This is a genomic window from Streptomyces sp. JL2001 (assembly GCF_050917515.1).
Lineage (GTDB): Bacteria > Actinomycetota > Actinomycetes > Streptomycetales > Streptomycetaceae > Streptomyces.
Map to the genome: position 1 here is coordinate 1038022 of NZ_CP169421.1, position 21830 is coordinate 1059851.

General features: G+C 70.2%; 18 protein-coding genes. 6 read left to right on the forward strand and 12 right to left on the reverse strand.

Annotation, left to right across the window (positions count from 1 at the left end; all coding sequences use genetic code 11):
• Window positions 1-40: 40 nt before the first annotated feature.
• Window positions 41-1231, reverse strand: a complete 1191-nt coding sequence (locus ACE1OA_RS04615) for a DUF6777 domain-containing protein (protein WP_432752308.1) — start codon at window positions 1229-1231, stop codon at window positions 41-43.
• 156 nt (window positions 1232-1387) lie between these two features.
• Between ACE1OA_RS04615 and ACE1OA_RS04620 the strand changes: the two genes are divergently transcribed.
• From ACE1OA_RS04620 to ACE1OA_RS04635, 4 genes are all read left to right on the forward strand, one after another.
• Window positions 1388-2290: a YndJ family protein gene (locus ACE1OA_RS04620; RefSeq protein WP_432752309.1), complete on the forward strand. Its 903-nt coding sequence runs from the start codon at window positions 1388-1390 to the stop codon at window positions 2288-2290.
• The gene (locus ACE1OA_RS04625; protein ID WP_356606404.1) at window positions 2287-2832 is read left to right on the forward strand and encodes a DUF1990 family protein; all 546 of its coding nucleotides are present in this window, start codon (window positions 2287-2289) and stop codon (window positions 2830-2832) included. The genes ACE1OA_RS04620 and ACE1OA_RS04625 overlap by 4 nt, the downstream gene beginning before the upstream one ends.
• Before the next feature lie 106 nt (window positions 2833-2938).
• Window positions 2939-3103: a hypothetical protein gene (locus ACE1OA_RS04630; RefSeq protein WP_356606402.1), complete on the forward strand. Its 165-nt coding sequence runs from the start codon at window positions 2939-2941 to the stop codon at window positions 3101-3103.
• A gap of 45 nt (window positions 3104-3148) precedes the next feature.
• A complete protein-coding gene (locus tag ACE1OA_RS04635) occupies window positions 3149-4570 on the forward strand; it encodes a lipase maturation factor family protein (RefSeq protein ID WP_386541061.1) in 1422 nt (473 codons plus the stop codon).
• Between the two features lie 90 nt (window positions 4571-4660).
• On the opposite strand, the gene ACE1OA_RS04640 is transcribed toward ACE1OA_RS04635, so the two are convergent.
• The 3 genes from ACE1OA_RS04640 to ACE1OA_RS04650 all read right to left on the reverse strand — a co-directional run bounded on the left by ACE1OA_RS04640 (window position 4661) and on the right by ACE1OA_RS04650 (window position 7518).
• Window positions 4661-4834 carry a hypothetical protein gene (locus ACE1OA_RS04640; RefSeq protein WP_356606398.1) on the reverse strand — a complete coding sequence of 58 codons (174 nt, stop codon included), beginning with the start codon at window positions 4832-4834 and terminating at the stop codon, window positions 4661-4663.
• A 433-nt stretch (window positions 4835-5267) separates the two neighbouring features.
• Window positions 5268-6743 (reverse strand): SDR family NAD(P)-dependent oxidoreductase, encoded by a 1476-nt coding sequence (locus ACE1OA_RS04645; RefSeq protein WP_356606396.1) that lies wholly within the window; start codon window positions 6741-6743, stop codon window positions 5268-5270.
• Window positions 6744-6804: 61 nt separating this feature from the next.
• On the reverse strand, window positions 6805-7518 hold the full coding sequence (locus ACE1OA_RS04650; RefSeq protein WP_386541060.1) for a (2Fe-2S)-binding protein: 714 nt from the start codon (window positions 7516-7518) through the stop codon (window positions 6805-6807).
• A gap of 317 nt (window positions 7519-7835) precedes the next feature.
• Between ACE1OA_RS04650 and ACE1OA_RS04655 the strand changes: the two genes are divergently transcribed.
• Window positions 7836-8813, forward strand: a complete 978-nt coding sequence (locus ACE1OA_RS04655) for a DMT family transporter (RefSeq protein ID WP_356606392.1) — start codon at window positions 7836-7838, stop codon at window positions 8811-8813.
• On the opposite strand, the gene ACE1OA_RS04660 is transcribed toward ACE1OA_RS04655, so the two are convergent.
• From ACE1OA_RS04660 to panD, 4 genes are all read right to left on the reverse strand, one after another.
• Window positions 8694-9956, reverse strand: coding sequence for a transglycosylase family protein (locus ACE1OA_RS04660; RefSeq protein ID WP_384872132.1), 1263 nt, complete (start codon window positions 9954-9956; stop codon window positions 8694-8696). The two genes, ACE1OA_RS04655 and ACE1OA_RS04660, sit on opposite strands and share 120 nt — an antisense overlap.
• Window positions 9957-10325: 369 nt before the next feature.
• Complete coding sequence (locus ACE1OA_RS04665) at window positions 10326-10982, reverse strand: aspartate/glutamate racemase family protein (RefSeq protein WP_432752310.1); 657 nt, start codon at window positions 10980-10982, stop codon at window positions 10326-10328.
• On the reverse strand, window positions 10979-11323 hold the full coding sequence (locus ACE1OA_RS04670; RefSeq protein ID WP_356606386.1) for a GNAT family N-acetyltransferase: 345 nt from the start codon (window positions 11321-11323) through the stop codon (window positions 10979-10981). The genes ACE1OA_RS04665 and ACE1OA_RS04670 overlap by 4 nt, the downstream gene beginning before the upstream one ends.
• 18 nt (window positions 11324-11341) lie before the next feature.
• A complete protein-coding gene (gene panD / locus ACE1OA_RS04675) occupies window positions 11342-11767 on the reverse strand; it encodes an aspartate 1-decarboxylase (protein WP_356606384.1) in 426 nt (141 codons plus the stop codon).
• A gap of 966 nt (window positions 11768-12733) precedes the next feature.
• On the opposite strand from panD, the gene ACE1OA_RS04680 reads away from it, so the two are divergent.
• The gene (locus ACE1OA_RS04680; protein WP_384872122.1) at window positions 12734-13027 is read left to right on the forward strand and encodes a hypothetical protein; all 294 of its coding nucleotides are present in this window, start codon (window positions 12734-12736) and stop codon (window positions 13025-13027) included.
• A gap of 53 nt (window positions 13028-13080) precedes the next feature.
• On the opposite strand, the gene ACE1OA_RS04685 is transcribed toward ACE1OA_RS04680, so the two are convergent.
• From ACE1OA_RS04685 to ACE1OA_RS04700, 4 genes are all read right to left on the reverse strand, one after another.
• Entirely contained in the window at window positions 13081-13791 is a 711-nt protein-coding gene (locus ACE1OA_RS04685; protein ID WP_432752311.1) for a hypothetical protein, read from the reverse strand.
• Window positions 13763-20053, reverse strand: coding sequence for a hypothetical protein (locus tag ACE1OA_RS04690; RefSeq protein ID WP_432752312.1), 6291 nt, complete (start codon window positions 20051-20053; stop codon window positions 13763-13765). Before ACE1OA_RS04690 ends, ACE1OA_RS04685 begins: the two co-directional genes overlap by 29 nt.
• Window positions 20054-20619: 566 nt before the next feature.
• On the reverse strand, window positions 20620-21114 hold the full coding sequence (locus ACE1OA_RS04695; protein WP_432754034.1) for a tyrosine-type recombinase/integrase: 495 nt from the start codon (window positions 21112-21114) through the stop codon (window positions 20620-20622).
• 18 nt (window positions 21115-21132) lie between these two features.
• Window positions 21133-21756: a hypothetical protein gene (locus ACE1OA_RS04700; RefSeq protein ID WP_384872113.1), complete on the reverse strand. Its 624-nt coding sequence runs from the start codon at window positions 21754-21756 to the stop codon at window positions 21133-21135.
• Window positions 21757-21830 lie beyond the last annotated feature (74 nt).

The window sequence follows — 21830 nt, forward strand, 5'->3', positions numbered from 1 at the left end:
CCCACGCTAGGCGCAGCCCCGGCCGCGCGCACGGCGGAGATCACCCCTCGAAGGTCTCCGGCTGGTCCGCTCCGGTGTCGCCCGGGAAGAGGTCCTCCAGCGAGGGCGCGTCCGGCTCGGGTTCGGCCGGCGGCGCCGGGGTGGGCGGCGGGGTCGGGGTGGGGCAGCCCGGCGGGATCGAGGGGTCCGGGGAGGCCGGGTCGCCGGGACCGGTCGGCTCTCCCGGCATGGCCGGGGACGTCGGGCCCGCCGGCACGGAGGGGCAGTCGGTGCCGGGCGGAGGGGCGGTCGGGTCCCCCGGAGGGGTCGGGCCGTCCGGCACGGGCGGGAGGGACTCGCCCGGGGTGACGGGGGCGTCCGGGCGCCCGGACGGAGCGGTGTCCGGCAGCGGCGTGGCGGCGGGGTCGCACGTGCCCGGGTCGCACGGCGGCGGGACGGCGGGCCGGTGGTCCCGCTCGCCGTCGGTGCCGGTCCCGCGCTCGATCCAGGTGTTGTCCACCACGTTCACGATCACCAGGCTGTTCACGATCGTCGTGGTCGGCCGGACGACGACCACCCGGTCGGGCCGGTAGCCGCTCCACGGCCGACCGCTCTGCACGGCGCCCTGGACGGCCACGGGCGAGCGCAGCGGGTTTCCGCAGGCGCACCGGACACGGGGTGCGCCGTACTGGTCGACGAGCACGGCCGTGCCGGACTGCAGGACGGCCTGGAAGGCGGTCGCGCGCCCGTCCCGGAGCCCGTGGTTGGTGACCCGGGTGTCGGCGCGCAGGTGGACGGGGGTGAGGCCGCGGAGCCAGGAGGCGACGCGGGACTCGGGGATCCCGGCGGCGTCGGCGAACGCCCGCGACGCCGCCGGGTCGTCGGCGAGGAAGGCCACCTGCCGCTCGACGTCGCAGCTGGCGACGGACCGGGTGCCGCCGTACAGGCCCGGGGTGGAGCCGGTGACCTCGCGGACGGTCCGGTCGGGGGCGGTCGTGGCGGAGGCCGACGGGTCCGGCGGCACGGTGGCGGGCGGCGGGGCGGCGGCGGGGTTCACCGTGGAGGCGGTGAACGGGTCCGGCCCCTCGGCGGCGATCGGCTGGAGGAACACCTCCCGCGGCGCGGACGTCTGCTCGCTGCCGCCTCCTCCGTCACCGCCGCTCGCGGAGCAGCCCGCCGCCAGCAGTGCCGAGGCCAGCGCGGCGACCGCGGCGCCCAGAGCTCGTCGTGGACGGCGTGTGGATGCGCGCACGTGGTTCTCCCGCCTCGAGACAGTCCTTCCTGTCTGTCGCACCGCGTCGGGCCCCGCAAGCCGGGTACGGCCGACCGGACGACGCACTTGAACACGTTCAAGGAAGGCCCTACGCTCGACCCATCGGGTTGAACACGTTCAATCGAGGGGGTCCCGGTGTCCGTCCTGGTGCATCTGATCGTGATGCTGGGCATGTTCGTGGTCGTGCCGCTGGGCCTCCGGCTCATCGACGGCCCGCAGCCCGCCGGCCTGCGCCTGCTCCGCCGCGCCTGGCCGCTCCTCGCCGTCCCGGGCGCCGTCGCCCTCTGGCTGCCGCGCTCCCCGGCGGCGGCCGCGGCGGCCGCCGTGTACGCGATGGCCACCCTCGCCCTCGCCCTGCACGCCCCCGCCCGCCGGCTCGCCACCCTCCCCCGGCCCGCGCCCGGGGCCGGAGCGCCCGCCCGGTGCCTCCCGGGGCCGTCCGAGATCGCCGTGCTCACCGCGCTGGTGACGCCCTCGGTCGCCGGCCTCGCCCTCGTCGCGGAGCGCGCCGGGTACGAACTCTTCGGCTTCGACCTCGACATCCTGGCCCTGACCGTGCCCCACTTCCACTACGCGGGATTCGCCGCCGCGCTGGTCGCGGGCCTCGTCTGCCGGACGGCCGACGGCCCCGCCGCCCGGTTCGCGGCGCTCAGCGTCCCGGTCGGCACTCTGCTGGTGCTGCTCGGCTACTTCGTGGACGACTGGGCCGAACTGGTCGGCGCGCTCGTGCTCACCGCGGGCATGTGGGCCGTCGCCCTGGCGACCTGGCGGGACGTCCGCGCCCACACGCCCGACCCGGTCGCCCGGGCCCTGCTGGCCGTCTCGGCCGCCGTGCTCGCCGCCACCATGGTGCTGGCCCTCAGCTGGGCCCTCGGCGAGGCCACCGGCCTGCCCCACCCCAGCCCGACCTGGATGGCCGCCACCCACGGCCTCGGCAACGCCCTCGGCTTCGCGCTCTGCTCGGTCCTCGCCTGGCACCGGCTCCGCGCGCGTCCCCTCAGTCCCGCACGCCCCGTCCGAACGGAGACCGCAGCATGACCCGCCTGATCCGCAGCCTGTCCGGCGCCGCGCCCGCGTCGCTCACCTACCCCGAGGTCGGCGCCACCGGAGCGGACCGCCTCCCGCCCGGGTACCACCACCTCCACCACACCCTCCGGATCGGCCGGGGCCGGGTCGCCTTCGAGACCGCGGGGACGGCCGTCACCACCTGGCGGATGCACCGCTCCTCGGGCGCCCGGATCCGCTGCGAGGCCGGGCGTGCCGCACCGGGCGTGCCCGTCGAGGTCTCGGCCGGAATCGGCCCCGTCCGGTTCACCGCTCCCTGCGAGGTGATCTGGACGGCCTACGAGGAGACCCGCACCGGCTTCGCCTACGGCACCCGGACCGGGCACCCCGAGCAGGGCGAGGAGTCCTTCGTCGTGGATCTGCACCCGGACGGATCGGTCTGGTTCACGGTCACCGCCTTCAGCCGCCCCGCCGCCTGGTACACCCGCCTCGCGGGCCCCGTGGTCCCGTTCCTCCAGCACGCCTACGCCCGCCGGCTCGGCCGCACGCTGCGGCGGATCGCCGCGACCGGCTGAGGACGGGCCGCGACAGGGCCCGCGGCGTTACGCTCCTTCTGTACGGATGTGCCCGGCGCGGACGCGGACGCGACCGCCCGCGGACACACCGATCGAGGAGGCGGTCATGCGCCGTTACGACGAGTACACCAGCCCCTCGCAGGCCGAGGGCGAACGCCTCGACGAGGACATGGACACGCAGGAGCGGATGCAGCGGCACCCCCAGACGACGCGCACGACACCCTCCCAGGCCGAGGGCGAACGCGGCACGGACGACGACGAGAAGAGCTGACCGCCGGCCCGGCACAGCCCGGGGCCCCGGCCGGGACGGGCAGCGATGGACTGGTTCACCGCACCCGACTACTGGCTGAGCCGGATCGTCTTCCAGCGAGGGCTCGCCGGGCTCTACTTCGTGGCCTTCCTCTGCGCCGCGCTCCAGTTCCGGGCCCTGATCGGCGAGCGGGGCATGCTCCCGGTGCCGGACCACCTGCGCCGGGTGGACCCCCGCCGGGCCCCGAGCCTCTTCCACTGGCGCTACTCGGACCGGCTGTTCGCCACGGTGGCGTGGACGGGCGCGGCCCTGGCCCTCGCCCTGGCGGCGGGCGCCGGCGACGCCGTACCCCTCGGCGTCTCGATGCTCCTGTGGGCGGTCCCGTGGGTGCTGTACCTCTCCATCGTGAACGTCGGTCAGACCTGGTACGCCTTCGGCTGGGAGTCGCTGCTCCTGGAGACCGGCTTCCTCGCGATCCTCCTGGGCAACGACGACGTCGGACCGCCCGTCCTCGTGCTGTTCCTGCTGCGGTGGCTGCTCTTCCGGGTCGAGTTCGGCGCCGGGCTCATCAAGATCCGCGGCGACCGCTGCTGGCGCGACCTGACCTGCCTGTACTACCACCACGAGACACAGCCGATGCCCGGGCCGCTGAGCTGGTTCTTCCACCGGCTGCCCCGGCCGCTGCACCGGGTGGAGGTGGCCGCCAACCACGTCGTGCAGCTGCTGGTCCCGGTGCTCCTCTTCACCCCGCAGCCGGTGGCGACGGTCGCGGCCGGCCTGATGGTCGCGACCCAGCTGTGGCTGGTGCTGTCCGGGAACTTCGCCTGGCTGAACTGGCTGACGATCGTCCTCGCACTCTCCGCCATGGACGGTTCCCCGCTCGTCGGGGCCCCCGCGCGGCCGGCGCCGCCCCTCTGGTACGTGGTCGTCGTCTGCGTCGCGACCGCGCTGATCCTGTTCCTCAGCCACCGCCCGGTCCGCAACCTGGCCTCCCGCCACCAGGCGATGAACCGCTCGTACGACCCCTTCCACCTGGTCAACTCGTACGGCGCCTTCGGCACGGTCGGCCGGATCAGGGACGAGATCGTGATCGAGGGCACGGACGAACCCGTACCCCGCCCGGACACGGTGTGGAAGGAGTACGGCTTCAAGGGCAAGCCGGGCGATCCCCGCCGGCTGCCGCTCCAGTTCGCCCCGTACCACCTGCGGCTCGACTGGCTGATGTGGTTCGCGGCGCTCTCCCCCGCGTACGCCCGCGACTGGTTCGGCCCGTTCGTCGAGCGGCTGCTCGACGGGGACCGGGACACCCTGCGGCTCCTCCGGCACAACCCCTTCCCGGACGCGCCGCCGGCCCTGGTCAGGGCCCGTCTCTACCGCTACCGGTTCACGACCCGGCGGGAGCGGCGCGAGAGCGGCGCGTGGTGGCACCGCACCCTCGTCCGTGAGTACCTGCCGCCGACCCGGTTGCGCTCAGGGGCCTGGCGCTGAGCGACCGACCGGCCACCCGGACCGTCCGCGGACATGCCTGTGCCCCCGGCCGGGGCGGCCGGGGGCACAGGGCGAAGCGACAGCTACGACTCAGTCGATGCCCGGCAGGATGTGGGGCTCCGCGAGGTCGTCTTCGTAGCCGGCCAGCCGGATGGGGGCCGCGTGCGCCCACACGTCGAGGCTGCCCAGCCGCTCGCCGGGCCTCTTCGGCCGGTCCGGTTGTTCGGCCGGTCGTGCTTCCTGCTTCGTCAGTTCTGGTGTCACCGCGCACTCCTTCGTGTCGCGAGCCTGTGAGGACATGGCCGTTCGGTCGCGGTGGCGCCGTTCTCCGGGCGGGACCGCGGCCTTGGTGGCAGGCCAGTCCCCGGGCCGGCCGTGAGGGTTTGGTGAAACCCCGGTGGCCGACCGTGAGCATCAGAGTAACCAAATGAGCGCGCTCATGCTCTATGGGGCTCGGAAGTGTGACGCGATCGGGTGACTTCCGGACAGATGGACGAATTCGGGGGCCCTGGCGCACCGCCGTGCGGGTGAGCCCGCGGAACGGGCCGCCCGCCGCGCCGGGACGGGCGTCACGGCCCGCCCGGGTCACTCCGGGAAGGAGGCGTGGGGGCGCCCGCCGACGCGGTCACCCGGGCGCGCCCGGGTGACCGCGGGTCGCTCGGCTGAGCGGCCGGTGCGGAACCGGCCGCCGGCGGACCTACCAGTTCGCCTGGGCGTAGTCCTTGAGGAAGCAGCCGTACAGGTCCTCGCCCGCCTCGCCGCGCACGATCGGGTCGTAGACCCGGGCCGCGCCGTCGACCAGGTCGAGCGGGGCGTGGAAGCCCTCCTCGGCGAGCCGCAGCTTGTCGAAGTGCGGGCGCTCGTCGGTGATCCAGCCGGTGTCGACCGAGGTCATGAGGATGCCGTCGGTCTGGAACATCTCCTGGGCGCTGGTCCGCGTCACCATGTTGATGGCGGCCTTCGCCGCGTTCGTGTTGGGGTGACCGGCGCCCTTGTAGCCCCGGCTGAAGACGCCCTCCATCGCCGACACGTTGACGACGTACGCGCGACCGCTGGACGCCTTCGCGGCGGCCTGGGCCATCACCGGGCGGAGCTTGCTGATCAGGATGAACGGCGCCGTGTAGTTGCACAGCTGGGTCTCCAGCAGCTCCACCGGGGAGATCTGCTCGATGGTCTGGACCCAGGTGTTGGACTCGACGACGTCCGGCACCAGGCCGCCGGCGTCGATCGCCGTGCCGTCGAGGTGGCGGGCCACGCTCGCGTTGCCGGCCACCAGGGCGAGGTCCGCGACCTTCTGCGCGTCCAGACCGCTGACACCGACGGGCAGCGCGGCCAGGCCGTCCACCGCGCCGGAGTTGAAAGCGCCGATCACGTGGTGGGCGGGCAGTTCGCCGGCCGGCAGCGGCGCGGTCTCCCCCTCCACCAGGGCGGCGTAGGCGGCCGGCAGCCGGCGCACGGTCTGCGTCGCGTTGTTCACGAGGATGTCGAGCGGACCCGCCTCGGCGACCTGGTCCGCGAGCGCCACGGCCTGGGCCGGGTCGCGCAGGTCGATGCCGACGACCTCCAGCCGGTGCATCCAGTCCGCGGAGTCCTCCATCGCCTTGAAGCGGCGGATGGCGTCCTTGGGGAAGCGGGTGGTGATCGTGGTGTGGGCGCCGTCGCGCAGCAGCCTCAGCGCGATGTACATGCCGATCTTGGCCCGGCCGCCGGTGAGCAGCGCGCGCTTGCCGGCGAGGTCGGTGCGGGCGTCACGGCGGCTGCGGTTCTCCGCCGCGCAGTCCTGGCAGAGCTGGTGGTAGAAGTAGTCGACCTCGACGTACCGCGTCTTGCAGGTGTAGCAGGAGCGGGGGCGCTGGAGTATGCCCGCGATCCGGCCGGCCTCGGTGACGGAGGACGGCAGGAGGCCCTCGGTCTCGTCGTCGATGCGCGCGGCGGAGCCGGTGGCGGTGGCCTCGGTGACGGCCTTGTCGTGCGCGGTCTTGGCGGCCCTGCGCTCCTGGCGGCGGCGCTGCTTCACCGTCCGGTAGATCCCGGCAGTGGCGCGTCGCACGGCGATCGCGTCGGGGTGGTCCACGTCCAGCTTGTCGAGCTCGTCGAGGACGCTCAGGCAGACGGCCAGGCGCTCGGGGTCGACCCCCGGGCCGTACTCCTGGGTTTCTTCGGTCACCGTCATGGCCTCTGTCGTTCCTCGATCACTCGTGCGCTCACGCGCTCCGTATCCCAAAAGCGGAATTTTACGGAGCGGAGGGCCCTGTCTCCAAACCTGTCGCCGGTGGGTGATCGAACACACAGTCTCCGCAGAGCCCGCCGCCCGGGGCCCGGTAGTAGAGACAGCAGGAGGCGCGGCGCAGCGCGGGGCCGCGGACGGTGCCGGCCAGAGCGGGGTGACCGAGGAGTCCGCCTGCGAGGGCCGCCGCGCGCTCGGCGACCTCGGGGCGCTGCCGGGCGCGGGACCAGCGGGTCAGCTCCCGCAGCGCGCCGGCCAGGGCGGATCCGGCGTTGCCCCGGAGGAGTCCGGGCGAGATGCGTCCGTCGGCGCGGAAGGCGGCGGCCAGCGGGACGAGGTGGGCGTCGACGACGGCCTCGGTCAGCTGCTCCACGGTGGCGGGACGCGTGTCCTCACCGGCCCACCAGAGATCGTCGGGCGAGGTCAGCGCCCCGTCCCAGTGCAGCCCTGCGGGGTCGAGGGCCGGGAAGCGGCCGTACAGGGCGGCCGGGCCGAGCACCGTCGACCACAGGCGCGCGGCGAGTCCGAGATGGGCGATCGAGGCGGCGACCCTGCGCTCGGGGGCGCGCAGGCGGGCGGCGACCCGGTCGACGCGGGCGGTGAGGGGGCCCGTCTCCCCCGCGTACAGCCGGGCGAGGGGCAGGTGCGCGCCGCCACCGGGAGGTGCGGCCGTCCGCAGCGCGAAGAAGCCCCCGACCGATCCGCTCTCGACGAGATCCACCGCCGCGACCGCCCTTCCCGCCCCGTTCCGGGCCCCGCTGCGGGCCCGCGTCCGGCGATCACCGTAACGGGCTTCCGGAGCGGGCCAAAGTGGCCCGGACCGGGCGCCGACTGGCTCGGGATGGGATTCCGGTCCGGCCCCGGAACGGCGGCGCCCGCTTCACCCCGGATGCCGGAAAGGTCGCGTTCCACCCCTCCTGACCTGCGGAGGCGTACGTCTCCAGGTGTACGTACGGGCCTTCTACTACGACGGCAGTACGGGCGATGGGGTTCCCAGGTACGACGACGTGAACGCCCGGAAGAGAGATCGTTGTAGGTATGAGCCCCCTCGTGCTGTCCGTTCTCCTGTCGCTGGTCTCGGCGGTCGCCTACGCGGCCGCTGCCATCGTGCAGGAGCGGGTCGCGGCCGCCGTCCCCGGCCGCCCCTACGCCCCGCTGCACAGCCCGGCCTGGTGGGGGTCGGTGCTGCTCAACGGTCTCGGTGCGACGCTGCACGTGGTGGCGCTCGCCTACGGCCCGCTCAGCCTGGTCCAGCCGCTGGGCGCCCTCACGATCGTCTTCGCCCTGCCCATGGCCGCGCTGTTCGTCGGCCGCCGGGCCGGCCGGACGGCCTGGCGCGGCGCGATCATGGCCACGGTGGGCCTGGCGGGGCTGCTGAGTCTGACCGGGAGCGCGGAGTCGCAGGCGCTGGGCGGGACCGAGCGGTGGATGCTCGCGGCCGGGACCGCGGGCGTGGTCACCGCGCTGTTCACCGTGGCGCACCTGGTGGGGCGTTCGGTGCTCCGCAGCGTGGTCCTGGCCGCCGCGGCGGGGGTGTCCTTCGGCATCGCCTCGGTCTTCACCAAGACGGTGGCCGTGGAGTGGACGGCGAGCGCGCCCTTCGCCCAGTGGCCGAGCCTGCTGGTGCTCTCGGCGCTGGCGGTCACGGGGCTCCTGCTCTCGCAGGCCTCGTACCGGGGCGCCGGGCTCGCCGCGCCGCTGGCCACCGTCACGGTCGTGAACCCGGTGGTCGCGGCGGCGGTGGGCCTGACCCTGTTCGGCGAGAGTTTCCGCTACGGCACGGCCGGCACCGTCGCCGCGCTGATCTGCGGGGCGGTGGCGGCCGGCGGACTGATCCAGCTCACGATGGACCGCCTGACCGCCGCGGACGACGGCCTGGCGGTGTCATCGTCGCGGTCAGATGGAGACTCCGCGGGCCCTGAGGTAGGCCAGGGGGTCGATGTCGCTGCCGTACCCGGGACCCGTCCGCACCTCGAAGTGGAGGTGCGGTCCCGAGCTGTTGCCGGTCGATCCTGACCGGGCGATCCGCTGGCCGCCGCCGACCCGCTGGCCCTCGCGCACGGAGAGGGCCGAGAGGTGCGCGTACTGGCTGTAGCGGCCGTCGTCGTGCCGGATGACGATCTCGTAGCCGTACGCCCCGCCCCACCCGGCGGAGACGACCTTGCCGCCGGCGACGGCCCTGACGGACGTGCCGGTCGGGACGGGGAAGTCCACCCCCGTGTGGTACCCGCTGGCCCAGGAGGAGCCCGCGGTCCGGTAGCGGGTGCCGATGGACGCGGAGACCGGGGCGCTGAACGCGTCGGTGCGCGGCTTGGCGGCGGGCCTGGACGCCGGCCGGGAGACGGGTTTCGCGGCCGGCTTCGCGGCGGCGGGCTTCGTGACCGGTTTCGCGGCGGGCTGCGCGGCCGGCTTGACCACCGGCTTCGCGACGGGCTTCGCGGGGGCGGGCTTCGCGGCGGGCTTCCGGGGTGCCGGAACCTCGGCGGCCGGCGTCCCGGTGGACGGCTTCCGTGCGGGCGCCGTCATCCGCAGGGTCAGCTTCTGCCCCGGGTGGATCAGGTCGGGGTCACTGCCGACCACGGTGCGGTTGGCCTCGTAGAGCCGCTGCCAGCCGCCCTTGACCCGCTCCTCGCGGGCGATCCGGGACAGCGAGTCGCCGGGGGCGACCGTGTACGACTCCCGGACGGTGGGCACGGTGGTCGGCGTGACGGCCGGGGTCCTGTGCCCGGCGGCCGTCCGCTGCCCGGGCAGGGACGCGGGCCGGATGTCCGGGGCGTCCTGCCCCCGGGCCAGCCCCGCCCGCGGCGCGCAGGCGGGCCAGGCACCCGGGCCCTGCCCCTTGAGGACCTTCTCCGCGACGGCGATCTGCTGGTCCTTGGAGGCGAGATCGGCCCGCGGGGCGTAGTGCGTGCCCCCGTACCGCTCCCAGGTCGCCTGGCTGAACTGCAGGCCGCCGAAGTAGCCGTTGCCGGTGTTGATGCGCCAGTTGGACGACGACTCGCAGGCCGCCACCTTCTCCCAGACGTCGAGCGAGGCGGCCTGCGCCGAACCCGCTCCCATCAGGGGCAGCGCGATTCCGGCACCGCCCGCCGTCACCGTGAGCGAGGCTCGGTTGATCCGGCTCGGCATCTGCCGGCGGTGTCGTCCGCGTACGGCCATGGGACCCCCTTGAACGCATCAGCAGTCGCCCAAGGTAAGGGACAGTCACAGGCCGTGACAAGGGACTTCGGGAAACTCCAACTCCCTTGTGTCACATGGCGGTCAGGGGCCGGCCGGACCCGGCTGGGGTTGAGGCTCGGGTTCCGGTACGGGAGCGGGCGGCGGCGGTCCCGGGACCGGGTCCGGCTCGGGTACCGGAGCCGGGCCGGGCACCGGCCCGGGCGCGGGCGGCGGGACCGGGTTCGGCGGCGGGATGGGCGACGGAGGTACCGGGTCGGGGTACGGGTGGGTCATGACGCGCCTCTCGATCGGCTGGTCCGTTGTGCACCAGGCTCTCCCGCTGCGCGTGCCCTCGCCCGCCGGATCCATTCATCCGTGACGCCGCGCGGCGGCCGCCGCCCCGGCGGCCAGCCCGCTCGCCGGGCTGGACAGCACGGGCAGCGGGGTGCGGACCCGTCCGGCGACGTCGGCCAGCGACGCCTGCGCCAGGACGATCACCCCGCCGGCCGCCGGGTCGGTCCGGTCGACGGCCGCGGCCACCGTGTCCAGGTAGCCGTCCCGGTCCCCGGACTCGAAGTACGGCCACGCCTCCTCGACGAGCAGCGTCGTGACGAACGAGGTCCGCTCCCCCGACTCCTCCCGCAGCAGGTCGATCGTGGGCGCCAGCGTCGACCGCACGGTCGCGACGACGACGATCCGCTCCGACCGCACGGCCTCGGCGGCCATCGGGCGGTCCACCCGCAGCACCGGCACGCCGAGCCGCGCGGCGGCCCGCTCGGCCACCGCGCCGATCGTCGAGCAGGTGCACAGGACGGCGTCGGCGCCCGCCGCGACGGCCTCGGCGAGGGCGCCCCGCACGTCGTCGGCCACCGCCTCGGGGCCCTCGGCGCGGGCTCGCGTCAGCAGGTCCTCACGGACGAGGTGGTGCAGGACGAGCCCGGGCCGGTCCCGGTCGCGCAGCCCGTCGAAGACGGGCACGTGGACCTGTGAGGTGTGCAGCAGCGCCAGCGCGGGCGTCGCCGTCACAGGAGTTCCGGCGTCGCCTTGAGCTGTGTCTTCGCCGCCCGGACGAGCTCGTCCGACGGGACGGGCGCCTCGTCCGGGTGCTTCTCGGCCCACTTCGCGGCGTAGGGGCAGAGCGGCACGACGGGGACGCCTTCGCGCGCGGCGATCCCGTAGAACTCGCGCACCAGGGAGCCGGCGATGCCCTTGCCCTCGTTGCCCTCCTCGACGACCGTGTGCACGGCGACGAGCGCGTGCGGCTCGGTGTCCAGGACGAAGTAGACGATCCCGCCGACGTACGTCTCGCCCTCGAACGCCTCCAGCCGCCCGGCCGCCCGGTCGTCGCGGATCTCCAGATCTGCCATGCGGTGTCTCTCCTCGTCTCAGACGTGAGCGGGAACGGCCTGCGGGCTGCGCTGCTGGTCGGTCCCGGGCACGGGCGCGGAGGCGTCCGCCCCGAGCTCCACGATCCGGTTGTCCGCGTCGACGTGCACCACGCGCGGCACCAGGGCACGCGCCTCGGCGTCCTCGACCTGGGCGTAGCTGATCAGGATGACGAGGTCCCCGGGGTGCACCAGATGGGCGGCGGCCCCGTTGATCCCGATCACGCCGGAACCGCGCTCACCCTCGATGACGTAGGTCTCGAGCCGGGCGCCGTTGTCGATGTCGACGATGTGGACGAGCTCACCGGGCAGCAGGTCGGCGGCGTCGAGCAGATCGGCATCGATGGTGACGGATCCGACGTAGTGCAGGTCGGCCTGGGTCACGGTGGCGCGGTGGATCTTGGACTTGAACATGGTACGCAGCACGAAGCGCTCCCTGAACTCGGCTCCCTGCCTGCTTTGTGCAGGTCAAGGGCAGCCTCGACTTTACACCGGCACCCCCGTCCGATGTTTGTGAGGAACATCGCTCCGGTCGGGCTGGACGGCTTCCCGCCTGGGCTTTCCCTTCGCACCGGCGTCTGCTGGGACGACCGTCCCGGAACGCCCGGGGACTCATGCTGACCCGATGCTGACTTACCTGATGAACCATCATGTATTCGGGAGACCCCTCTGCACACGCGGACGACGTACGCCCGCACACCACCGACCTGTCGGGCACGGCATCGCTCCGGTTCACGGAACACGGCTCCTTCGGCCATCAGCCGGTCGACGCTCGGCCGCCTCGGAAGCCAGCTCGCTGTCTGCCACCCGCCCGAGGCCCCTCGGCAGCGCGGAACTCGCGAGCGAGGCGGGGCCAAGGCGCCGACGCCGGCCCGCCCAGGCCAAAGCCCAGGTCACGCGCCTCTGCGCACTTGCGTGCGCCGCTCCTCCCTTCCGTACGTTCCAGCCGATGGCGAACCGCCCGCGCACACTGTGAAGGAGACCTGTTGAAGCCGACCGAGGAAGTACTCCAGGACCTGACTCAGCCCTGGAACGTCTCCGTGCACTCCGATGACGCGCTCGTCGGAAAGGTGAAGGCCGCCATCGCTGCGGACGACGAGAAGCGGAAGGAGAACGAGGACGAGCCGCTCCGCCGGAAGCCCGCCCTCGTCCCGATCCTGCCGACAGAGCTGCCCCGGCAGTTCGAAGTGACCCTCTGGGACGTGCTCCACACCCTCGCCCGGGCCACCGCTCTGTCGTGGCGTGGTGCGGGCTGGGGACTGGCGGAGCACTGGGGCGCACTCAAGTACACCCAGGCCCTGGAAGGCGGTCGCGACCCCCTTCTCGCCCTCACCGACGAGGGCTACCGCATCCGTCGAGTTCAACCACGACGCCATCGCGATCCTGGAGCGGGTGTCCGATCAGCTCAAGACGAGCGTCTACAGCCGCGAGAACATAATCTTCGGTCTGGTCACCCATCTGAACCGGCATCCGGACGACGAGACAGGCAGGGTGGGCGTCCAAGCGCTCATCCAGCGACGCAGTCGCACAGTCTGGATGGACCTCCCCGACGCCGGCTACCACGAAGCAGTCCGCTGCCACGACTCCGGCATCCCCGTGCGCCTCCGCGGGGTGCTCAACAGCCCGCCCGGTGGATCCGCCACCATGCAGGTCGCCGACTTCGGACCGGATCCGTCCTTGGGGTAGTAGCGACTTTTACGCCTCGCGGCGCCTCTTTGGCGTCAAAAAGGGCCCTACCCTCACACCGACCCGTCGGGTTCACGCTCCGACGGCATCGCGGGCAGAGCGTCTTCGAGGACCCGCCGAGCTTCTGCGAGCTGGGACTCGGCACGTTGCAGAGCAGCGATCAGCTTCGGGAGCCCTGTGCGTGCGGCGGGATCGCCATCTTCACCATCGGTGTACGCCTTGAGGGTGTGCGCCAGCCGAAGGAAGGCGTCCCGCGCCGCTCGTTGTTCGTCCGGTTCGAGATGCTCCGAGAGCTTCAACCACTTGGCCTCCTTGTCGTCGGCCTCTTGGGCAGCAAGCGCGACAATCTCACCTACCACCCCACGGACGGTCTCCTCAAGGCTCAGCGCCACCCGAAGCAGTGGTGCTCCGGCCATGTCGTCCTCACTGGGTTCACTCCCAGACGGGAACATCCGGTAAAAGCTCCAGCGGTCCCGGGGCTCGCTCAGTCGTTCCAATGCCCTGAACACGGACTCGAACGCGCGCAGCGGTGGAGTTTGGGATGGGAATGCCATCCGGTGGTCCCAGAGCGCGAGGATGACGGTCGTCGCTTCGCGGCGTGCGCCATCCGCCTCTGCTCCCGTGGCGTCCTCCGCCTGCACGATCAAGTCACCGATGCGGTGGGCCATCCAGCGGCCCAGGACATCACTCTCAGAGAGACTGTCGGCGATCTCCTTGCCAAGTTCGAGGGTCCGCTCAAAGCTCGCCGCATCTTCCGGAGTCATCGAAGAGGTAAATCTTGTAGGACCGTTCGCGTGGGGGGAGGGATTCGTCATCGTTTTGGCGGGACCTCGTCGTGTAGCTCTGCTTGTGGTCTTTGTGTGTGCGGTCGATCATCACTTCGACGATCATGCTCTGTCCGGCCAGAGCCAGCAGTTCCTGAAGGGCGTCCCGCTGAATTTCCAGCCGCCGTCCCTGAGTACCCGTCACGCGGTCCGAACCGGTCGTAGAAGTATCGTCCCAGCAGGTGCTACGAAGAGCGATATCATCAGCCCGAGTCCATTCGCGCATATCTGCGTCCGCTTCCAGCCCTAGCAGATCGATTACTTCATCAGAAGGCATATAGGGCGGGTACTTTATGCCTGCGGCCAGCGGATCCTTACTGTCCATCCCCTCACGCCCGTCAGGATCGACGATCCAACCGGTGAGCCGGAAACCTTGGACGTCGAACTGGTAGTCGCTGTCATTGGCATCGGGAATGCGATAGCCCATGTACGAAGGGGCTGTCTGCAGGGCAAGTACCAGTGCCCTGGCCCTCTCGGGAGTGACGAGGGCACTACGGATCAAGACGCTCTGCTCAGCTTCATATCCCGCGTCATCGGAGATTTCCCAGACTGTGACCCATCCGTCACCCGCCACGAGACGCTCACTGAAGTGCCTGCTGTTCAGCCGCCAGACCCAGTCGGCGTCCGGGGATTCGTTCTTTCCTCTCAAAACGCTCTGCGGTGAGGGGTCCCGTCGGTCGGCAAGCCACCTGCCGTCGTCTCGAGTGACGCGGAAATCACGAAGCCAGTCAGTGAACAGGTCCATGTCCGCCTCGCTCTCCCGGTACACGGGATGCACCTTGAGCAACTCCCCGGCCACGGTCCACAGGGCGTGAGTCGTGAGGTAGAAGTCCATGTCGTCGGCGTCCGGCCGGGTCGTACGGTAGGCGAAGGTGCTCCCGTCCTTGTACAGCCTGAGGGTGTGGCGCGGGTCGTCCTCGTGGGTGCCTCGGTAGGGGAGCCGCCAGGTGTCCGTGATCGTGCGCCCAGCGAGACCTATGACGGTCTCCTCGGAGACCCCAAAGGCTTCGCCGAGGGGCTTGCACCAGTCATCCTTGAAATCCCAGAAGAAGCGAAAGTCGCTCGGTTCGGATTCGTGGGCTTCGTCCTCCATACGGCTTCGATTTCTTGCCGCTCGTTCCTCCCACGACTCAGTGAGGATTTCCGTCGGGATGTTGATCCCGCGTACGGTGGCGAACTCCTCTGCGCTCAGGATCTCAGGGCGGGACGAGGCGAGGGCCAGACAGATCCTTTTCGCGCTCTCCTGCATCACAACGTGCGGTCCGTCGTCGAAGAGCACTCTCCGCAGCAAGGGCTCGAACTCTGCAAGGGTCCGATGCGTCGCGGGGTTCTGAGCGGCCCGCGCGAGGGCGAAGAGCAGCCATTGACGGGCGTGCCGATCGTAGAAAGGCAGACGGGCATCATGGAACGGAGTCACATCGATCGTGCCGAGCGCGAATCGTAGGAGGGCGTCAAGTTCTTCTTGGCAGTTGAGTTCGGCGAGGAGCCTGACACAGTGTGCGGCCCGCCACCTGACGTCCTGCCCGGGGTCACCCAGGACTGCCCACAGATAGCCTGCGAAGCACTCCACGACTCCGGTCGGCCCAGTGGGAAGGTCGGCGAACCCACCGTCGCCCGAATCCTCGGGGCAGAGGTCAGCCAGCATGGTGCCGAAGTCGTCGAGGACAACCTGCGCCTGCTGACCGGTAAGGCGTGGGGCAAGTCGGGCTGCCAGGTGATAGCACTCCTCGGGGGGAAGCACGGCCGACTGCGAACCGAGTTCTCGAAGAGCCGTCGAGAGCAGATCCGCATCGCGCTCGTCGGCCAGACGAGCGAGTTCGGACAGGCCGATGGGGTCGTAGACTTTGGTGGTCAGCTCCCGACTGAACCGGGTCGCGGCCGTGTTCGCGAGATGCCTCAATTGCTGGCGCGCCGCTCGTGGCAGCAGCGGCAGAGCAGCCAGCTTCTTGACCATCTGCGCGTAGTCGAAAGCGTCGAGGTTGGGATGGGACTGGAACGCGGCCAGCATGTCGTCAAGTTCACGCAGGGGCACCCTTACTGCGTGGGCTATGACCTGCTCCATATACAGCAGGTGGTCGGACGTGCGAACGAGGTGGCGGGCCTGCTCCCAGCCTTCGGCGGTGGAGAAGTCGCACTCTGCCAGGGCGTCCTCGGCCTGCCGTGCACGAGCCGCTCGCGCTGCGTCCTGCTCATTGTCCGGGGTCCATCGGCCCGAGCTGTAACCGCCCGATGCGGAGAAGGCGATGTGGCGTTTGCCAGGGGCGAGCAGCGTTCCGGAGATGTCGACGTCCAGTTCGGCGGCGGTCCGGTCGAGGCGTTCGAAGGATGCGCTGCTGAAGCGTCGTGGCCGTAGGAATTGTCCCAACGTTCCAGCGATACGCTCACCGTCGCGCGGAGTCTCGCGCAGTGCTCGTTCGACGAGACGGAGTTCATCGACGCGGTGCTCGTCGAACGGCACCAGCGCTGCGGCGGTGACGGCGGACGGAGCGAGCGGGCCGGCCTCTGCGTCGAGCAATGCCTGGATGAATGAGCCCACGGAGCAGAAGCGGCGGTCGCGCCAGCGGGAGGCGACGGTCGTCGCGGTCGTGGCACTCAAGCGGCCCATGGCGGCCAGTACCTCGGAGTGATTCGTTGCGTCCCCAAGGTAGGGTTCCAGGCTTTCGGTGAGTTGGGCGACGCGATAGGCACGACGGTCGTCGTCGTGATTGCCGTCGGATGCTCGGCGGGCGACGGAGAGGAAGGCCCGCCACAACGCGTGTACGTCGTCGCCCACGCGGTCGGTCAGATCAATCGCCTGGGTGAAGTAAGCGTGAGCTTCGCTTCTGTCGAATCGCTGGACGGCGCGAGTAAGTTTCACCATCTGCTCCGCCTTGTACTCGGCACTCTCCTTAGCCGCGTCGAGCGAAGCGGCCACGGATTCAGCGAGTTCGACGGCGATGTGCTGCAACTCAGCGACAGGAGCCGATGCTCGGACAGCGTCGATGAGGACCCCATCAGGAAGGTGCCGCTGCGCGCTTCGGTACCAGTCGAGCAATTGCTGGCGCGTTCCCTCGGACGAGCCGAAGGCTAGGATCCGGACGCCGAGCCCGGCAATGCCTCTGTGCAGGAAGTGGGGCACCTCCTCAAGGGTCCGGTGGGACGGGGTAGGGGGTACGAGTTCCGGGAAAAGACTTTCCGTGTCGCTGGCGGTTCCGACGAGGCAGTCGATCCACAGGCTCGCCCAGGCGCCGAGGGGCACGACATTCTGCTTGTGGTCGTTTGCGGTACTTGAGTACGCGTGCGGCTTCTTTCGCGCTTCCTGGACGTCTTCGCCGGCGAACTCGTCCGCGTCGAAGGGCTGTCTCCGGATCTTCGACAGCAACGCGAAGCCGCACAGCAGCGTGATCGTGTCGATGCCGCGCCCCCAGCGGCTTCCGGCTCCCCTACCCAGGTCGCCGGGGAGATTCAGCCGCAGGATCCGCTCGGCTTCCCCGTCCGAGAGAAGTCCGTGGCGCAGGCCCATCGCGACGATCCAACCGACCGCTGGAAGCTCCTTGTTCTCTGCGGAGTATCCCGGGTGCCGACGAGCGGAGACGGATCGGCGCTGGCGCTTCAGCATTCTCACCAAGCGCCGCGCAAGGGCCGCCTGGCAGACGAAGTTGGCCTGCCAGGCGGCAGAAGCGACCGCGAGCTGAAGGTATTTCAAGGACACGGCCGCAAGGCCGAGAGCCTCCAGATCCTCGGTGCGGCCCGAGTCGGCAAGCCGGGTGGCGATGATCAGTCCGGCCTCGAAGGCCACCCAGTTGGGGCTCCACCGAGCAAGATGGCTGACACATGCTTCTACACCGTCGGTGTTGAGAAGCCCGAAGGCGACCTCGGCAATATCCGTCGCGGTGACTCTGTGCCGGTTCGCATCGTCGTCGTCCGACTGCTGCACCCATGCCCTGAGCCATTCCGAGGCGCTGCGCAGCCGACTGCGGGCGAAGTCGGTCTGGCCGGCGGCGAACGAGAGAAGGGCGCCCTCGCAGTGAAGATTGGAACCGGGCCAGTCGCCAACGAGGCTGCGGTTCGCGACGATGTCCTCGATCGTGACGGCATCCAGGAACTGCCCCGCCAGATCGGTGTTGGACCGCAGCAGTTGAAGGCGGCGGGAGTGGCCGGCGGCCAGGCTGCCGGCCTTGACGGCCAGCCGGGTTGCCTCCCACTCCTTTCCCACGCGCAGTGTGGCTTTGAGAGCGAACTGGGCCCGTTGCTGGGCGATCTCCCGTTGTTCCAGGTCATCGCCCTCGGGTAGGGCGCCGTCGGTCATCGCGAGTTCGACGAGGGTGTCGACCTGGCCAGCCTCCCAGAGCAGTTGGGGCAAACTAGCAGCCACGTACGGTTCGTTGGCGGCGAGCGGGGTCAGTCGGTCGATGAAATCGATCAGGGAGCTGCCGGTGGGACGGTACTTCGTCCGGAACCAGGTCTCGGTCGGTTCGTCACGGAACTGCAGCGTGTCACCGTCGACGAGGAGCGGGCGTCCGAGATCGGCCGCGAAGCTGTGCACGAGGGCGGCCGGTACTCCGCACAGCTCGGTCAGAACCTTGACGGGCAACCTCGGCCGGAGCGCAGCCAGGGCCTCGCACAGACGGTCGATCTCCGCGCTCAGGTGGTGGGCGTCTTTGCACCGGTCCACCATGTCCTGGAGGAGTTCGTCGAAGAGGGAGCCGTCGGGGTGCTGCCTCGCCTCCCCGAGAGAGACCAGACAGGACTCGATGTCCGAGGCCATACCCAGAACGAGGGCCTGGATCCGAGGGTTGCCGCCGGTACGCCGATGGAACTCGGCCGCCTGTGCCTCCGAGACCGGCCCGAGTACCGACTCAAGATGCTGCTTGGACTCGGCCACGCCGAAGCCCTCGAGCTCGATTCTGTGCACGTTGGGCGGCGGTTTCAACAGATCGATGCGTTCGCTGCGGCACAACATCACGAGCCGCACGTTGTCCGGCAGCGTCTCGCGCAGCACGTCCGTGACGAAGGTCCGCTCCCCGCAGTCGTTCGCGATGAGCGCCGCGTTGTCGGCCGCGTCCACGACAAGAACCAGGAGCGCCCCGGGAGCGGAGGCCGTGACAGCCTCCGCAGCGCCCCGGACCCTGGCCATGAACGCCCTCGCGTAGTCGGCCGGCTGAGCTGTGCCCACCGGGATCAGCGGATCGCAAAGGGCATGCGCAGCAAGCTCGTTCGCCAACTGCACCAAACCTTGGCGATGTTGATGGCGCGGTGAACTGGAACGCCGGTACCCACCGTTTCCGAAGCAGTCGTAGACGAGTGTGACCGAGCCGGAAGGCAGATTCGGTTCGATCTGTGTCGTGAGCACCGACTTGCCCACGCCACCGGCCGCGTGAACGACGACGGGCCGCCCGATGAGTCCGACGATGTCGTCGACGATCGCGCGAGTCTGGTCCGTCACGATGACATGCCCGGGTTGGTCGATGAGCTTGGGCGCGGGCAGCACATGCTCAGGTGGGACTCCGAGAGCGGCAAGTACCGTGGAGCGTTCAACGACGTGGTTCGCCTCGAGCGAGGTCGCGCGTCTGGTGATCATCTCCTTCAGCAGCAGGGGCTGCACATCCGGCGCACCGGGAAGAAGACCGGTCAAGTCCAGCCGGAACAGCCCTTCGAGCCGCAGAAGGCCCGGGGCCGTGGCATCCACCTCCAGGCGACTGAAGAACGCGGCTTCACCGGCTACATCGTCGGAGAAGTCCGCATACTGCCTGAGGTACTTGACTTCGTGCGCATACTCACCGGGCTCTCCACCGGCTGCCAGGACCTCGATCGCTCGAAGCACGGACTCGCGGACCGGTCGGTTGGAAAGGAACTCGAAGGTCACCTTCTCTTCGAGCCCCGGGGACTCCTGACGAATCTGCCTGAACTTCTCCGCGAACCCCTTGACCGTCTTCGAGAGACCCGACACAGTCCACTTTTCCGTGGCCTGTACGGTCGAGTGCTTCAGCTGCCGGTACACCACGCGGTTGGCCTCGTGAAGGCCGGTCGCACCGTAGTACTCGGCGATGTCGACTACGTCCTCGCCAGCTTCGCCCTGGGTGTCGTCGGGCGACACACCCTCGACAGCGATCGCGGTCAGATCGGCGTCGGGAAGCAGTAGTTTCAGCGCCTGGCGAGCCGCCCAGTGGTAATGGAACTGATCACCGTCCCGGCTGGCACGCAGAAGATCAGTGTCAGGCATACCCACTCCCGACAGTCTTCACAGCGATGGAAGGGGGCAAGGGACTCCTCACATCACAGCAGACCAAGACGGTGTAAGCGCACATAGATTACCCACCCCTCTCGGACTCGGGCAACGCATCCACTGGCGCACCCTGCCTTCGGCTCCGGCGGGCGGAATAAGCCAGGGCCAGATACCCCGACCCCCGACCCCGTCCTCCAGACCGTGCTTATCACCTTCAGCACGGACGATGCCGGCAGACGACGAACCTTTAGACAGGCTCCTGCCCTGCCTACGGCAGCCACTCAGCGTGCACACGGCCGCGCCCTGAGTTGGACTGGCTCCCCCTCGCCTGTGGCCGCAGCTCGGGTCATCTCTGGGGAGAATTTGGGGAGTACGAGCAGTTACGGAGAGAGCGTGGGGAGAATCGACTACCCAAGCGGGTACGAGCCTGAAAGAACGCGAAAGAAGGATCAACGCAGGCCAGGTACCTGATCGCTCACATTTCTGCAGGTCAGGGCCACCTGGACGATGACTTCAAGAAGATCTCCTCGCCCTTGTAAGACCATGCGGCCCCTACGCGCTCGTCAGGCTGCTACCCAGAGGCCGGCGTCCAGGATCCGGGCGGCCTTGGTGATACTGCCCGGCGTCAGGTGCCGGTAGGTGCGGTACGTCTCCTCGATGGACTTGTGGCCCATCCACTCCGCCACGTCGGTGATGGGGATGCCGCTGCCGAGGGCGTTCGAGGCGAAGTAGTGCCGGAAGCCGTACATCCCGACGCCCTCCTCTGGCGGAAGGTCTGCGAAGAGTTTCCTCACCCGGCGTCGCTCCATGCCCTCGGTGAAGTAGTCGCCCGGGCCGCGCAGCAGGTAGCCGTCCTTCGTGGCGCCATGCTTGGCCTCATACCGCTCCATCGCCTCCCGCACCGACCGGGGCAGCGGCACTTCCCGGAACTCCCCCGTCTTGCGGTGCTTCAGCTTCGGCGGCCTCAGCGTGTTGGAATGGATCTGCTCCCGCACCCGGTACACGTCCTCGGCCACGACATTATGAACGCTCACCGCCCGCGCCTCACCGTTCCGCAGACCGCATTCCCGCCATCATCACGATCTCCAGCGCCAGGTCCTCGTCGGCGACCGTCGCGCCTTTGTCACGTAGGAGAGAGAGGGAATGGCAACCGTTGCCCGCACGTATTCGGGTTCCTGGACTCCCTTCACCGGGTCGTCGACCATGGCCCCCTTGGTATAGGCGTCCCGCAGGATGGTCTTCAGGACCCGGAAGATGTTCACCTGATTCCCGCGGCCGACTCCGTCGCTCTCCATCTCGTCCAGGAAGCGTTCGACCACCATCGGTGTGACCGAGTTCAGCTTCCGCGCTCCCAGACGCGGGACGATATGCACGTTGATCGAACTGTCGACGTGCTCCCCCGTGGAGTAGTCCGTCATCCTGCGTTGCCGCGGCCGCCACTGCTTCGCGTACTCCTCGACCGTCAGCTGACCCAGTTCGCGGCGGGCTGCCGCTACGGTGGGCGCCGTGGTCTTCTTCTCCGCATACAGCTGCGTGAGACGTTCGATCGCGTCGTCCTGCGTGTCGTATCCGGACTCCTCGCGCTGCTTGCCGAGCGCGTCGCGGAAACGGATCGAGTAGGGGTGAGGGCAGCGGGTGGGCTTGGCGCAGCCGCAGTCCTTGAAGAAGGAACCCATGCCGCGGGCGAGCTGTCGGGCCATGTCGCGCCCGAGCCGTCCTGGAGTTCCAGCCGCCGGCGGCCCGGCACGTGTCGGGGTGGAGCCTGCTCGTGGAG

Coding starts and splice junctions, on each gene's coding strand:
- ACE1OA_RS04625 (WP_356606404.1), top strand. CDS start 2,287: ATGACCCGCCTGATCCGCAGCCTGTCCGGCGCCGCGCCCGCGTCGCTC.
- ACE1OA_RS04630 (WP_356606402.1), top strand. CDS start 2,939: ATGCGCCGTTACGACGAGTACACCAGCCCCTCGCAGGCCGAGGGCGAA.
- ACE1OA_RS04635 (WP_386541061.1), top strand. CDS start 3,149: ATGGACTGGTTCACCGCACCCGACTACTGGCTGAGCCGGATCGTCTTC.
- ACE1OA_RS04645 (WP_356606396.1), bottom strand. CDS start 6,743: ATGACGGTGACCGAAGAAACCCAGGAGTACGGCCCGGGGGTCGACCCC.
- ACE1OA_RS04655 (WP_356606392.1), top strand. CDS start 7,836: ATGAGCCCCCTCGTGCTGTCCGTTCTCCTGTCGCTGGTCTCGGCGGTC.
- ACE1OA_RS04660 (WP_384872132.1), bottom strand. CDS start 9,956: ATGGCCGTACGCGGACGACACCGCCGGCAGATGCCGAGCCGGATCAAC.
- ACE1OA_RS04670 (WP_356606386.1), bottom strand. CDS start 11,323: ATGGCAGATCTGGAGATCCGCGACGACCGGGCGGCCGGGCGGCTGGAG.
- ACE1OA_RS04685 (WP_432752311.1), bottom strand. CDS start 13,791: ATGACTCCGGAAGATGCGGCGAGCTTTGAGCGGACCCTCGAACTTGGC.
- ACE1OA_RS04690 (WP_432752312.1), bottom strand. CDS start 20,053: ATGCCTGACACTGATCTTCTGCGTGCCAGCCGGGACGGTGATCAGTTC.
- ACE1OA_RS04700 (WP_384872113.1), bottom strand. CDS start 21,756: ATGGCCCGACAGCTCGCCCGCGGCATGGGTTCCTTCTTCAAGGACTGC.